The sequence below is a fragment of the Bordetella genomosp. 1 genome (genome assembly GCF_002261335.1).
In the GTDB taxonomy this organism is placed as follows: domain Bacteria; phylum Pseudomonadota; class Gammaproteobacteria; order Burkholderiales; family Burkholderiaceae_B; genus Bordetella.
In genome coordinates, this window is record NZ_NEVL01000002.1 from 606,808 (window position 1) to 619,329 (window position 12,522).

13 protein-coding genes are annotated in these 12,522 nt (G+C 68.1%); 12 read left to right on the top strand and 1 reads right to left on the bottom strand.

Annotated features, from left to right (window positions below; genetic code table 11):
• Positions 1-83 precede the first annotated feature (83 nt).
• The 9 genes from cmk to cysM all read left to right on the top strand — a co-directional run bounded on the left by cmk (position 84) and on the right by cysM (position 8,544).
• Positions 84-767 (top strand): (d)CMP kinase, encoded by a 684-nt coding sequence (cmk, locus tag CEG14_RS07885; protein WP_094825799.1) that lies wholly within the window; start codon positions 84-86, stop codon positions 765-767.
• A 213-nt stretch (positions 768-980) separates the two neighbouring features.
• Complete coding sequence (rpsA, locus tag CEG14_RS07890; protein ID WP_176461408.1) at positions 981-2,693, top strand: 30S ribosomal protein S1; 1,713 nt, start codon at positions 981-983, stop codon at positions 2,691-2,693.
• A 3-nt stretch (positions 2,694-2,696) separates the two neighbouring features.
• Entirely contained in the window at positions 2,697-3,056 is a 360-nt protein-coding gene (locus CEG14_RS07895; RefSeq protein WP_094800991.1) for an integration host factor subunit beta, read from the top strand.
• 269 nt (positions 3,057-3,325) lie between these two features.
• Positions 3,326-3,640, top strand: a complete 315-nt coding sequence (locus CEG14_RS07900; RefSeq protein WP_094825801.1) for a LapA family protein — start codon at positions 3,326-3,328, stop codon at positions 3,638-3,640.
• A 102-nt stretch (positions 3,641-3,742) separates the two neighbouring features.
• Positions 3,743-4,963 (top strand): lipopolysaccharide assembly protein LapB, encoded by a 1,221-nt coding sequence (gene lapB / locus CEG14_RS07905; RefSeq protein ID WP_094825802.1) that lies wholly within the window; start codon positions 3,743-3,745, stop codon positions 4,961-4,963.
• The gene (gene rfaE1, locus CEG14_RS07910) at positions 4,960-5,901 is read left to right on the top strand and encodes a D-glycero-beta-D-manno-heptose-7-phosphate kinase (RefSeq protein WP_094825803.1); all 942 of its coding nucleotides are present in this window, start codon (positions 4,960-4,962) and stop codon (positions 5,899-5,901) included. Before lapB ends, rfaE1 begins: the two co-directional genes overlap by 4 nt.
• The gene (rfaD, locus tag CEG14_RS07915) at positions 5,898-6,887 is read left to right on the top strand and encodes an ADP-glyceromanno-heptose 6-epimerase (RefSeq protein WP_094825804.1); all 990 of its coding nucleotides are present in this window, start codon (positions 5,898-5,900) and stop codon (positions 6,885-6,887) included. Before rfaE1 ends, rfaD begins: the two co-directional genes overlap by 4 nt.
• 146 nt (positions 6,888-7,033) lie before the next feature.
• Positions 7,034-7,447 carry a ComEA family DNA-binding protein gene (locus CEG14_RS07920; RefSeq protein WP_094825805.1) on the top strand — a complete coding sequence of 138 codons (414 nt, stop codon included), beginning with the start codon at positions 7,034-7,036 and terminating at the stop codon, positions 7,445-7,447.
• Positions 7,448-7,632: 185 nt separating this feature from the next.
• Positions 7,633-8,544, top strand: a complete 912-nt coding sequence (cysM, locus tag CEG14_RS07925) for a cysteine synthase CysM (protein ID WP_094825806.1) — start codon at positions 7,633-7,635, stop codon at positions 8,542-8,544.
• A 74-nt stretch (positions 8,545-8,618) separates the two neighbouring features.
• Here cysM and mltB read toward each other — a convergent pair whose 3' ends face one another.
• Positions 8,619-9,836 carry a lytic murein transglycosylase B gene (gene mltB / locus CEG14_RS07930; RefSeq protein WP_094825807.1) on the bottom strand — a complete coding sequence of 406 codons (1,218 nt, stop codon included), beginning with the start codon at positions 9,834-9,836 and terminating at the stop codon, positions 8,619-8,621.
• Between the two features lie 10 nt (positions 9,837-9,846).
• Here mltB and CEG14_RS07935 point away from each other — a divergent pair, with 10 nt between their 5' ends.
• The 3 genes from CEG14_RS07935 to CEG14_RS07945 all read left to right on the top strand — a co-directional run bounded on the left by CEG14_RS07935 (position 9,847) and on the right by CEG14_RS07945 (position 12,522).
• Positions 9,847-10,770: a histone deacetylase family protein gene (locus CEG14_RS07935; protein ID WP_256985611.1), complete on the top strand. Its 924-nt coding sequence runs from the start codon at positions 9,847-9,849 to the stop codon at positions 10,768-10,770.
• Positions 10,771-10,843: 73 nt separating this feature from the next.
• Positions 10,844-11,593 (top strand): electron transfer flavoprotein subunit beta/FixA family protein, encoded by a 750-nt coding sequence (locus CEG14_RS07940; protein WP_094825808.1) that lies wholly within the window; start codon positions 10,844-10,846, stop codon positions 11,591-11,593.
• Positions 11,593-12,522 (top strand): electron transfer flavoprotein subunit alpha/FixB family protein, encoded by a 930-nt coding sequence (locus CEG14_RS07945; protein ID WP_094825809.1) that lies wholly within the window; start codon positions 11,593-11,595, stop codon positions 12,520-12,522. The genes CEG14_RS07940 and CEG14_RS07945 overlap by 1 nt, the downstream gene beginning before the upstream one ends.

The following is a 12,522-nucleotide window of genomic DNA, read 5'->3' on the forward strand; positions in this document are numbered from 1 at the left end:
CCGCGCGCCGCCCGGCATTCTTTCGACCGCCGGCCCAGGCCGGCCAGGGCGCCCACCCGGCGCCGCCTTTACTGGAATTTCGCATGAGCTCTACCGCAGCCGCAGGCGCCCCGGCGCCCGTGATCACCATCGACGGCCCGACCGCCTCCGGCAAGGGCACGATCGCCCACCGCGTGGCCAAGGCCCTGGGCTTCACGGTGCTCGACAGCGGCGCGCTGTATCGCCTCACTGCCCTGGCCGCGCGCAACGCCGGGGTGGCGCCCGAGGACGAGGCCGCCGTGGTGGCGATCGCCCAGAATCTCGACGTGCGCTTCGAGGGTCCCCATATGTACCTCGCGGGCAAGGACGTGAACCACGAGATCCGCGAGGAGGCCGTGGGCAACATGGCCTCGCGCATCGCCGGCTATCCCGCGCTGCGCCAGGCCCTGCTGGAGCGCCAGCGCGCGTTCCGCCTGCCCCCCGGCCTGGTGGCCGACGGGCGCGACATGGGCACCGTGGTGTTCCCGGATGCGTCCCTGAAGATCTTCCTGATCGCCGATGTCGAGGCGCGCGCCGAGAGGCGCTGTAAGCAGTTGATCGAAAAGGGAATTTCTGCTAACCTACCCGACCTCTTGAAAGATCTGCGTGAGCGAGACGCCCGCGATTCCCAGAGAGCGGTGGCGCCCCTGGCGCCGGCGGCCGATGCGATCGAGCTGGATTCGTCCTCGCTTTCGATCGAGCAGACGGTGGCGGCGGTGCTCGATCACTGGCGCGCCCGGCCCCGCTGAGCGCAGGCGCAAGCCGCGCTGCCCACCGATTCGTTTTCTCCCTGACGTGCCTGTGCACGGCAGGTTTTCAAGGCCCTGACGGCCAGACCGCGCTCCCACGGGACCACCCCGCAAGAGCCCGGCGCAACCGCCAGGTTTGTTCACTCCACTGTGGCGGGCAATCCGCTGTGGTGTGTTTTCACTGGCCATTTTGGCCTAATGGATTCCAACCTAATGTCTTCCGTTTCCACTCAAGCTGCCGGCGGCGAAAGCTTTGCCGCCCTGTTTGCCGAGAGCCTCAAGAGCCAGGACATGAAGTCCGGCGAGGTCATCAGCGCCGAAGTCGTTCGCGTCGATCACAACTTTGTCGTCGTCAACGCCGGCCTGAAGTCCGAAGCCCTCATCCCCCTGGAAGAGTTCCTGAACGACCAGGGCGAACTGGAAGTTCAACCCGGCGACTTCGTCTCGGTGGCGATCGACTCGCTGGAAAACGGCTACGGCGACACCATCCTGTCGCGTGACCGTGCCAAGCGTCTGTCGGCCTGGCTGCAGCTGGAAAAGGCCCTCGAAAACGGCGAGCTGGTCACCGGCACCATCACCGGCAAGGTCAAGGGCGGCCTGACCGTCATGACCAACGGCATCCGCGCGTTCCTGCCGGGTTCGCTGGTCGACCTGCGTCCCGTCAAGGACACGACCCCGTACGAAGGCAAGACCCTCGAGTTCAAGGTCATCAAGCTCGACCGCAAGCGCAACAACGTCGTGCTGTCGCGCCGCCAGGTGCTGGAAGCCAGCATGGGCGAAGAGCGCCAGAAGCTGCTCGAAACCCTGCACGAAGGTGCCGTGGTCAAGGGCGTGGTCAAGAACATCACCGACTACGGCGCGTTCGTCGACCTGGGCGGTATCGACGGCCTGCTGCACATCACCGACATGGCCTGGCGCCGTGTGCGTCACCCCTCCGAAGTCCTGCAAGTGGGTCAGGAAGTCGAAGCCAAGGTCCTCAAGTTCGACCAGGAAAAGAGCCGCGTCTCGCTGGGCGTCAAGCAGCTGGGCGAAGATCCGTGGGTGGGCCTCGCACGCCGCTACCCGCAAGGCACCCGCCTGTTCGGCAAGGTGACCAACCTGACCGACTACGGCGCGTTCGTCGAAGTCGAAGCCGGCATCGAAGGCCTGGTGCACGTCTCCGAAATGGACTGGACCAACAAGAACGTCGATCCGCGCAAGGTCGTGACCCTGGGCGAAGAAGTCGAAGTCATGGTTCTCGAGATCGACGAAGACCGTCGCCGCATCTCGCTGGGCATGAAGCAGTGCCGCCAGAACCCGTGGGAAGAGTTCGCCACCAACTTCAAGCGTGGTGACAAGGTCCGCGGCGCCATCAAGTCGATCACCGACTTCGGCGTGTTCGTCGGCCTGCCCGGCGGTATCGATGGCCTGGTTCACCTGTCCGACCTGTCGTGGACGGAAACCGGCGAAGAAGCCGTGCGCAACTTCAAGAAGGGCGACGAGATCGAAGCCGTGGTGCTCGGTATCGACACCGACAAGGAGCGCATCTCCCTGGGCATCAAGCAGCTCGAAGGCGATCCGTTCAACAACTTCGTGGCCACCTATGACAAGGGCGCCGTGGTTCCTGGCACGATCAAGTCGGTCGAGCCCAAGGGTGCCGTGGTGACGCTGTCGGTCGACGTCGAAGGCTACCTGCGCGCTTCGGAAATCTCGTCGGGTCGCGTCGAAGACGCCACCACCGTGCTGACCGCCGGCGCCAACCTCGAAGCCATGATCATCAACATCGACCGCAAGGCGCGTTCGATCCAGCTGTCGATCAAGGCTCGCGACAACGCCGAGACCGCCGAAACCATCCAGCGCATGTCGGAAGCCAGCGCCTCCTCGGGTACCACCAACCTGGGTGCTCTGCTCAAGGCCAAGCTGGACCAACAGCGCAACGACGGTTAATACGTGACCAAGTCGGAGCTGATCGCCGCTCTGGCGGCCCGCTATCCCCAGCTGGCCGCCCGCGACACCGATTACGCCGTCAAGACCATGCTCGACGCGATGACCCAGGCCCTGGCCTCGGGTCAGCGCATCGAGATCCGAGGCTTTGGCAGCTTCTCGTTGTCCCAGCGGTCGCCACGCGTCGGTCGCAATCCCAAGTCGGGCGAGCAGGTGCTGGTGCCTGGTAAACAGGTGCCGCACTTCAAGGCCGGCAAGGAATTGCGCGAACGCGTGGATCTGGTTGGTAGCGAACAGGGTGGCGATTCGTCCAATGGATCGTCCGACCCGTTGCAGTCCGTCCTCGACCTGCACGCCATGCATTGAGCAGGGCGTGCGCGTCAGGCGCACCGCGAAGGTCGTCTCGACCCACGACAAGGCCTCTCCCCGGAGAGGCCTTGTTCATTGGCGGCCGCCCCGCGCGGCGATCCCCGTCGGTCCTGCCAGGGCCCGTCTTCGGACGGGCCCTGTTCTTTTGGGGCGCGATCGCGCCTGCCCGGCCCGTTATCTGCGCGGCAATGCGCGGCAGGCGGCAGTCCGGGGACGCTTCTCGCTTACAATCACGCGTTGAGTTTCTCTAATTTGGAGCATGCGCCATGCGCTACCTTGTCTGGGCCCTGCGATTGCTCGTGTTCGTTGCGGTGTTGATGTTCGCGCTCAAGAACACCGACCCGGTCGCGGTGAAGTTCTATGCCGACTACGTCGTGCACGACGTGCCGCTGATCGTGGTGATGTTGGTCACCTTCGTGCTGGGCACCGTGTTCGGCCTGCTGCTGACCGTGCCCGCGTCGATGCGCCGCCGCCGCGAGGCGCAGCGCCTGCGCCGCGAGGTCGAGCGCCTGCAGGCCGCCGCCAACGGCACGCCGCAGCCGGTCGTGCCCGAGGCCGTCGCCCCGATGTCGCCCCTCTGAGGCCCATCCGGCGCGGAACCTGCCCGCCTGCACTGATTTTTCCGATACCGTCTCCCGAGACGGTATCTTTGTTATTCACGCAACCCTGCGAGAGCCCAAGCTGTGGATTTTGAACCTTGGTGGCTGATATTCGTGCCCGTGCTGTTTGCCCTCGGATGGCTGGCGGCGCGCTTTGATTTCCGGCAGATGCTGCGCGAGACGCGCACCTTGCCCGATTCGTACTTCCGCGGCCTGAACTTCCTGCTCAACGAGCAGCCCGACCGCGCCATCGACGCGTTCGTCGAGGTCGCCAAGCTCGATCCCGAAACCACCGAGCTGCACTTCGCGCTGGGCAGCCTGTTTCGCCGGCGCGGCGAAATGGAGCGGGCGATCCGCGTGCACCAGAGCCTGCTCGCGCGCTCCGACCTGCCGCAGGCCGAGCGCGAACACGCGCAGCACGAGCTGGCGCAGGACTTCCTCAAGGCCGGCATGCTGGATCGCGCCGAGACCACCTTCGAGGCGCTCAAGGACACGCGCTATGCGCTGCCCGCGCTGCGCTCGCTGATCCGCATCTACGAATCCGAGCACGACTGGCCGCGCGCCATCGAGGCGGTCAAGACCCTGCATGGCCTGGTCGACGAGCCGGTGCCGCAGATCGTGCATTACTACTGCGAAGAGGCGCAGACGGCGCTGTCGGCCAAGCCGCCCGCGATCGAGGCGGCCCACACCGCGCTCGACGCCGCCGATCACGCGGCCGAGCTGGCCGCCAAGAGCGGCGGCACCAGCAAGGCCTCGAAGGTGCGCACCGCCATGCTGCGCGCGCGCCTGGCCGCCGCCACCGACGATCCCAAGACCGAGCGCCTGCACCTCGAATCGGTGCTGAACGAGGCGCCGGATTTCGCCGGCCTGGTCGCCGAGACGCTGCTCAACAACTACCGCCAGGCCGGCCAGCCCGCGCAGGGCCTCGAGGTGCTGCACAAGCAGTACGAGCGCCATGCCTCGCTCGACCTGTTCAACGTGGTGTTCCGCGAGCTGCGCGTGCAGCAGGGCAGCGCCACGGCCTGGGCCTTCGCGCGCAATGCGTTGCGCCACCATCCCTCGCTGCTGGGTCTGGACCGCCTGCTCGAAGCCGAGCTGGCCAGCGCCAAGGACGGCACCGAGGACGGCCCCGTGCCCGGCGCCGACCTCAGCCTGCTGCGCAGCCTGATCCACAAACACACGCAGCGACTCGATCGTTATGCCTGCCGCAGCTGCGGCTTTCAGGCGCGGCGCTTTTACTGGCAATGCCCCGGCTGCAACGCCTGGGAGACCTACGCGCCGCGCCGCCTGGAAGAATCCGAATGACGCGTTTCCCCTCCGCCAAAGTCGCCGCGGCCCGCATCCTGGTCGTGGGCGACGTCATGCTGGACCGCTACTGGTTCGGTGAAGTCGACCGGATCTCGCCGGAAGCGCCGGTGCCCGTCGTGCGCGTCGCGCGCCGCGAAGACCGGCTGGGCGGCGCCGCCAACGTGGCGCGCAACATCGCCGCGCTGGGCGCGCAGGCCACGCTGGTCGGCATCATCGGCGACGACGAGGCCGGCGCCAGCATCCAGGCCCTGGCCGCCGCCGACGGCGTGCGTGCCGAGCTGGTGCGCGACCCGCAGCGCCACACCACGCTCAAGATGCGCGTGCTCGGCCGCCAGCAGCAGCTGCTGCGCGTCGATTTCGAAGAACAGCCCGATGCCGCCGCGCTCGACAATATCGAAGCGGCGTTCGCGCGCGAGCTGGCGCGCCACGACATCGTGATCTTCTCCGACTATGCCAAGGGCACGCTGGATCGCGTCGCGCACCTCATCGCGCTGGCGCGCGCGGCCAACATCCCGGTGCTGGTCGACCCCAAGGGCGACGACTACACCCGCTATCGCGGCGCGGCGCTGGTCACGCCCAACCGCTCCGAAATGCAGCAGGCCGTGGGCCGCTGGAACACCGAGGCCGAGCTCACCGACCGCGCGCAGCGCCTGCGCGGCGAGCTCGATCTCGAGGCATTGCTGGTCACGCGTTCGGAGCAGGGCATGACCCTGTTCACGCAGGAAGGCCGCGAGCACGTGGACGCACAGGCTCACGAAGTTTTCGACGTTTCCGGCGCGGGCGACACCGTGCTCGCCACGCTCGCCGTGATGCGGGCCGCCGGCCAGCCCTGGGCCCAGGCCATGGGCTGGGCCAATCGCGCCGGCGGCATCGTGGTCGGCAAACTCGGTACCTCGGTGGTGACGGCCGCCGAACTCGCAGGAGAAACATCATGATCGTGGTCACTGGCGCCGCCGGTTTCATCGGCAGCAACCTCGTGCGCGGGCTCAACCGCCGCGGCATCACCGACATCATCGCCGTCGACGAACTCACCGATGGCGACAAGTTCCGCAACCTGGTCGATTGCCGCATCGCCGACTATCTCGACCGCGACGACTTCCGCGCGCGCGTGCGCGAAGGCCGTCTGCCCAAGCTGCGCGCCGTGCTGCACCAGGGCGCCTGCTCGGACACCACCGAGCGCAACGGCCAATACATGATGGACAACAACTACCGCGTCACGCTGGAGTTGTTCGAGTATTGCCAGGCGCACAAGGTGCCGTTCCTCTACGCCTCGTCGGCCGCCGTGTACGGCGGTTCGTCGGTCTACGTCGAAGAGCCCGCCAACGAGAAGCCGCTCAACGTCTACGGCTATTCGAAGCTGCTGTTCGACCAGGTGCTGCGTACCCGCATGGACCGCCTGACCGCGCAGGTCGTGGGCCTGCGCTACTTCAACGTCTACGGTCCGCACGAACAGCACAAGGGCCGCATGGCCTCGGTGGCGTTCCACAACATGAACCAGTTCCTGGCCGAGGGCCACGTGCGCCTGTTCGGCGGCTGGGACGGCTGGGCCGATGGCGGCCAGAGCCGCGACTTCATCTCGGTCGACGACGTGGTGGCGGTGAACCTGCATTTCCTGGATCACCCGCAGATCTCCGGCGTGTTCAACTGCGGCACCGGCCGGGCGCAGCCCTTCAACGACATCGCGCACGCCGTGGTCAACGCGCTGCGCGCCGAACGCGGCGAGGCCGCGCTGACGCTGGCCGAGCAGGTGGAGCAGGGCCTGATCCGCTACATCCCGTTCCCCGACGACCTGAAGGGCCGCTACCAGAGCTTCACCCAGGCCAACGTCGACAACCTGCGCGCCACCGGTTTCGTGGCGCCCATGCGCGACGTGCAGACCGGCGTGAGCGAATACGTGCGCTACTGGCGCGCGCTGAAGTAAGCCCTGCCGGCGCGGGCCGAGGCCTCGCTTCGGACCGCGCTGAGGGACGTAAACATGCACTTCGCGGGCCGCGCCGGCTCGCGCTTGCGCACCATGGCACAGGTGCGGCCGCCATCGTGGCGGCCGCCTTTCCCCTGGAGCCTGCCATGTCTCTTTCCTCCTTCATCTCCATGATGCCGCGTGCCGTGCGCCGCGGCCGGGGGCTGCTCGCCGCCCTCACGCTGCTCAGCGGCCTGGTGCTGCCGGGCGGCGACGCCCATGCCATCGACGTCAACCGGGCGGATGCCCAGCAACTGCAGACCGTGCGCGGCATCGGGCCGCAGATGGCCGGCCGCATCGTGACCGAGCGCGACCGCAACGGCCCGTTCGCCTCGCTCGAGGCGCTGCGCGAGCGCGTGCGCGGCATCGGCGAAAAGAAGCTGCAGGCGCTGCGCGATGCGGGGCTGTCGGCCGGCGCGGCGGGCGGCGCGGGCGCGGGCGGTGCGCCGGGCCGGGCGGGGCAGGGCGCCGCGCCGGCGCGTGGCGTTCGGTCCCATTCGGCGGCGCCGCCGGCGCACTGAGCGCCGCCATGGCGCGCCTCGTTTGCCGCAGCGCAATGCGGGGCCGGGCGGCGCCGCGGCCCATCCGGCCCCGTGGCGCCGCACTCTCGCGCCAGGCAGGGGGTGGGCGGGGCCGGCTCCCCGGAGGCCATGACGCCGCCCGGGCTTTTGCCGCCGCGCACAAAAGACGCGGTTATGATCGACTCATGAGCAAAGTCACCTACCCCACCGTCGAACAGACCGTCGGCAACACGCCGCTGGTGCGCCTGCAACGCATTCCGGGCGCGGCCGGCGACCCGCGCGGCAACGTCATTCTCGCCAAGCTCGAAGGCAACAACCCGGCCGGCTCCGTGAAAGACCGGCCCGCGCTGTCGATGATCCGGCGCGCCGAGGAGCGCGGCGAGATCGCGCCCGGCGACACCCTGATCGAGGCGACCAGCGGCAACACCGGCATCGCGCTCGCCATGACGGCGGCGATGCGGGGCTATCGCATGATCCTGATCATGCCCGACAACCTCTCGGTGGAGCGCCGCGCCGCCATGACGGCCTACGGTGCCAAGCTGATCCTCACGCCGGCCGACAAGGGCGGCATGGAGTACGCGCGCGACCTCGCCATGGCGATGCAGGCCGAGGGCAAGGGCAAGGTGCTCGACCAGTTCGCCAACCCGGACAATCCCCGTGCCCACATCGAGGGAACGGGTCCCGAGATCTGGGACCAGACCGGCGGGCAGGTCACGCACTTCGTCAGCGCCATGGGCACCACCGGCACCATCATGGGCGTGTCCACTTACCTGAAGTCGCGCAATCCGGCGGTGCAGGTGGTGGGCGCCCAGCCGGCCGAAGGCGCGTCGATCCCGGGCATCCGCAAGTGGCCCGAGGCCTACCTGCCGTCGATCTTCGACCGCAACCTGGTCGACGCCTACGAGTCCATCGGCCAGGCCGACGCCGAGGAAATGGCGCGCCGGCTTGCCGCCGAAGAGGGCATCTTCGCCGGCATCTCGTCGGCGGGCGCGCTGATCGGCGCGCTGCGCGTGGCCGAGCGGGTCGAAAACGCCACCATCGTGTTCATCGTGTGCGATCGCGGCGACCGCTATCTGTCCACCGGCGTCTTCAACTGACGTCTTCCCCGCAGTCGTGAAAACGCCCGCGCGTCTCGATCGGCACGCGGGCGTTTAACGTGCGCGGGCGCGCGTCAGCGCCGGGGCGCAGCGGCGCCCGGGGCCGCGGCGGCCGGCGCGGCGGCGGCCGCGGCCTGGCGGTCCATGCGCGCCTGCAGCTCGTCGGCCAGGTCGGACACCGCCGTGGCGTAGAAGTAGCTGCGGTTGTACTGGGTGAGCGCGAAGAAGTTGGGCGTGGCGGTGCGATACACCGCCGTGCCGCGCATCTCCTCGGCCAGGTCGATCACGCCCAGCGGCTGGCTCTGCCAGGTGCCGCCCGAGGCGCCCGGCGCCAGGCGTGCGCCGGCGCGTTGCAGGCCGGGCCAGTCGAGCGTGGGGGTCAGGCCGCCGGCCACCAGCGGGCCGGCATTGGCGGGCAGCGTCACCGGCGCGAACACCGGCATGCCGCGCTGCCAGCCGTGCTGGACCAGGAAGTTGCCGACCGACATCACCGCGTCCTCGACGCTGCTCTCCAGACGGATGTGGCCGTCGCCGTCGCCGTCGACCGCGTAGCGCGCGATCGAGCCGGGCATGAATTGCGGCATGCCGATGGCGCCGGCGAACGAGCCGACCGCGTCGATCTCCAGCTTGCCCTGGTACGACAGCGTGATGAAGTCGGCGAGCTGGCCGCGGAACATCTCGGCGCGTTCGGGCTTGGCCGGATCCGGGTAGTCGAAGGCCAGCGTGCCCAGCGCGTCCAGGACGCGGAAGTTGCCCATATTGCGGCCGTAGAGCGTTTCCACGCCGATGATGGACGCGATGATCGAGGCCGGCACCCCGTATTGCTGGGCGGCGCGGTTGAGCAGCGGCGCGTTGGCGTTCCAGAACTCGACGCCCCAGCCGATGCGCTTGGGCTCGATGAAGCGGCTGCGGTAGGTGTTCCAGCTGCGCCAGACCTTCTTGCCCGGCGCGGAGGGCGCGATCAGGCGCGACACCGTGGCGTTGTAGCGGCTCGATTCCAGCGTGCTCAGCACCTGCGGCAGGGGCAGGCCGCGTTCGCGCGCCAATTGCTCGCCGAAGGCGCGCACCTCGGGGCGCAGTTGGCCCGACGGCGTGAGCGTGGCGGAGGTGGGTTCGGGCGTGGGCTCGGCGGGGCCGATGCGCACCGCGCCGGGCTTGCCGCTGGCGGGCGCGGTGGAAGGCGTGGGGGCCGCCTCGGCCGGCTTGGCGGCGGGGCTGGCGCAGCCCGTCAGGGCGGTGGCGAGGGTGGCGGCAAACGCGCCGATTTGCAGGAAACGACCACTGATGAACATAATCTTCCTTATGGAGACCATGTATCTTACCCACCCCTCATGCCGCCTGCATGAAATGGGCAGTTGGCACCCCGAGAGCCCGCAGAGGCTGGATGCCATTTCCGATCAGCTGCTGGCCAGCGGGCTGGCGCCGTATCTCAACGAGCGCCAGGCGCCCGAGGCCTCGCGCGCCGACATCCTGCGCGTGCACACGCGCGCCTATCTCGACAATCTGCGCGAGCGCCAGCCCGTGGTGGGCTACGCCACCATCGATCCCGACACCCTGATGAATCCCTACACCTACGAGGCCGCGCTGCACGCGGCCGGTGCCGGGGTGGCCGCGGTGGATGCGGTCGTGGGCGGCGAGGCCCAGACGGCGTTCTGCGCGGTGCGTCCGCCCGGCCATCACGCCGAGTCCGCCCGCGCGATGGGATTCTGCTTTCTCAACAATGTGGCGATCGCCGCCGCCCACGCACTGGACTTTCACAAGCTCTCGCGTGTCGCGATCGTCGATTTCGATGTACACCACGGCAATGGCACCGAGGAGATCTTCGCGGGCGACGATCGGGTGCTGATGTGCAGTTTTTTCCAGCATCCCTTCTTTCCCAATAGCGGGACGGATCATCCGGCGGCCAATATGGTCAACGTGCCGGTCGACGCCTACACGGCGGGGCCGGCCGTGCGCGAGATCGTGCGCGCACAATGGCTGCCGCGCCTGGCGGCGCACCGGCCCGAGCTGATCCTGGTGTCGGCGGGTTTCGATGCCCACCGCGAGGACGACATGGGACAGATGGGGCTGGTGGAGGCCGATTATGCCTGGATCACGGATCAGCTCGTGGCGCTGGCCGACGAGCACGCGCAGGGGCGCATCGTCAGCATGCTGGAGGGGGGTTACAACCTGTCGGCATTGGGCCGAAGTGTCGTGGCGCACATACGATCCCTTTCAAAGCTGTAGAATCGAAAGAAATTTGTGCAATGCGGGCCCGGTGACATCACCGGGCAATTATTGTTAATTAGGAGGCTGCTGGATGAAGGTGCTGGTACCAGTCAAGCGTGTCGTTGACTACAACGTCAAGGTGCGCGTGAAGTCGGATCAAACGGGGGTGGATATCGCCAACGTGAAGATGTCGATGAACCCGTTCGATGAGATCGCCGTCGAAGAGGCCACGCGTCTCAAGGAAAAGGGCAGCGTCGCTGAAGTCATCGCCGTCTCCTGCGGCGTTGCACAAAGCCAGGAAACCCTGCGTACCGCGATGGCCATCGGCGCCGACCGCGGCGTGCTGGTCCAGACCGACGCCGAACTGCAGCCGCTGGCCGTGGCCAAGCTGCTCAAGGCCGTGGTCGACAAGGAACAGCCGCAGCTCGTGATCCTGGGCAAGCAGGCCATCGACGACGACGCCAACCAAACCGGCCAGATGCTCGCCGCGCTGCTCGACTGGCCCCAGGCCACGTTCGCCAGCAAGGTCGAACTGGGCGACGGCAAGGTCACCGTCACGCGTGAAGTCGACGGCGGTCTCGAAACCGTCGCGCTCAAGCTGCCGGCCATCGTCACCACCGACTTGCGCCTGAACGAGCCGCGTTATGTCACGCTGCCCAACATCATGAAGGCCAAGAAGAAGCCGCTCGACACCCTGAGCCCCGCCGACCTCGGCGTGGATCCGGCGCCGCGCCTCAAGACGCTGAAGGTCAGCGAACCGCCCGCGCGCAAGGCCGGCATCAAGGTGGCCGACGTGGCCGCCCTGGTCGACAAACTCAAGAACGAAGCGAAGGTGGTGTGATGACGACGCTGGTTATTGCCGAACACGACAACGCCCAGTTGAAGGGCGCCACCCTGAACACGATCGCCGCCGCCGCCAAGATCGGCGGTGACGTGCACGTGCTGGTCGCGGGCAGCAACGCCCGCGCCGTGGCCGACCAGGCCGCGAAGGCCGCCGGCGTGAGCAAGGTTCTGCTGGCCGACGCGCCGCAGCTGGCCGACGCGCTCGCCGAAAACGTCGCGGCGCAGGTGCTGGCCGTGGCGAGCGCCTACAGCCACATCCTGTTCCCCGCCACCGCCTCGGGCAAGAACGTCGCCCCGCGCGTGGCCGCCAAGCTCGACGTGGCCCAGATCTCCGACATCACCGATGTCGAATCCGCCGACACGTTCCAGCGCCCGATCTACGCCGGCAACGCCATCGCCACCGTGCAATCGGGCGACGCCGTCAAGGTCATCACCGTGCGCACCACGGGCTTTGACGCCGTGGCCGCCGAGGGCGGTTCCGCCTCGGTCGACACGATCGAAGCCGTGGCCGATTCGGGTCTGTCCTCGTTCGTGAGCCGTGAAGTCGCCAAGAGCGATCGTCCCGAACTCGCCGGCGCCCGCGTCGTCGTCTCGGGCGGCCGTGGCCTGGGCAGCGCCGAAAACTTCAAGATCCTCGATCCGCTCGCCGACAAGCTCGGCGCCGCGCTCGGCGCCTCGCGTGCCGCCGTCGATGCGGGCTATGCCCCCAACGACTGGCAGGTGGGCCAGACCGGCAAGATCGTCGCCCCGCAGCTGTACGTGGCGATCGGCATCTCCGGCGCGATCCAGCATCTGGCCGGCATGAAAGACTCCAAGGTCATCGTGGCGGTCAACAAGGATGCGGAAGCCCCGATCTTTGGCGTGGCCGACTACGGTCTCGTGGGCGATCTGTTCCAGGTCGTGCCCGAACTGACCTCGGCGCTGTAA

Bases quoted from the DNA above. Each gene is read 5' to 3' on its own strand.
- CEG14_RS07935 (WP_256985611.1), top strand. From the start codon at position 9,847: ATGGAGACCATGTATCTTACCCACCCCTCATGCCGCCTGCATGAAATG.
- CEG14_RS07940 (WP_094825808.1), top strand. From the start codon at position 10,844: ATGAAGGTGCTGGTACCAGTCAAGCGTGTCGTTGACTACAACGTCAAG.
- cysM (WP_094825806.1), top strand. From the start codon at position 7,633: ATGAGCAAAGTCACCTACCCCACCGTCGAACAGACCGTCGGCAACACG.
- rpsA (WP_176461408.1), top strand. From the start codon at position 981: ATGTCTTCCGTTTCCACTCAAGCTGCCGGCGGCGAAAGCTTTGCCGCC.
- CEG14_RS07900 (WP_094825801.1), top strand. From the start codon at position 3,326: ATGCGCTACCTTGTCTGGGCCCTGCGATTGCTCGTGTTCGTTGCGGTG.
- CEG14_RS07945 (WP_094825809.1), top strand. From the start codon at position 11,593: ATGACGACGCTGGTTATTGCCGAACACGACAACGCCCAGTTGAAGGGC.
- CEG14_RS07920 (WP_094825805.1), top strand. From the start codon at position 7,034: ATGTCTCTTTCCTCCTTCATCTCCATGATGCCGCGTGCCGTGCGCCGC.
- rfaE1 (WP_094825803.1), top strand. From the start codon at position 4,960: ATGACGCGTTTCCCCTCCGCCAAAGTCGCCGCGGCCCGCATCCTGGTC.
- cmk (WP_094825799.1), top strand. From the start codon at position 84: ATGAGCTCTACCGCAGCCGCAGGCGCCCCGGCGCCCGTGATCACCATC.
- mltB (WP_094825807.1), bottom strand. From the start codon at position 9,836: ATGTTCATCAGTGGTCGTTTCCTGCAAATCGGCGCGTTTGCCGCCACC.
- rfaD (WP_094825804.1), top strand. From the start codon at position 5,898: ATGATCGTGGTCACTGGCGCCGCCGGTTTCATCGGCAGCAACCTCGTG.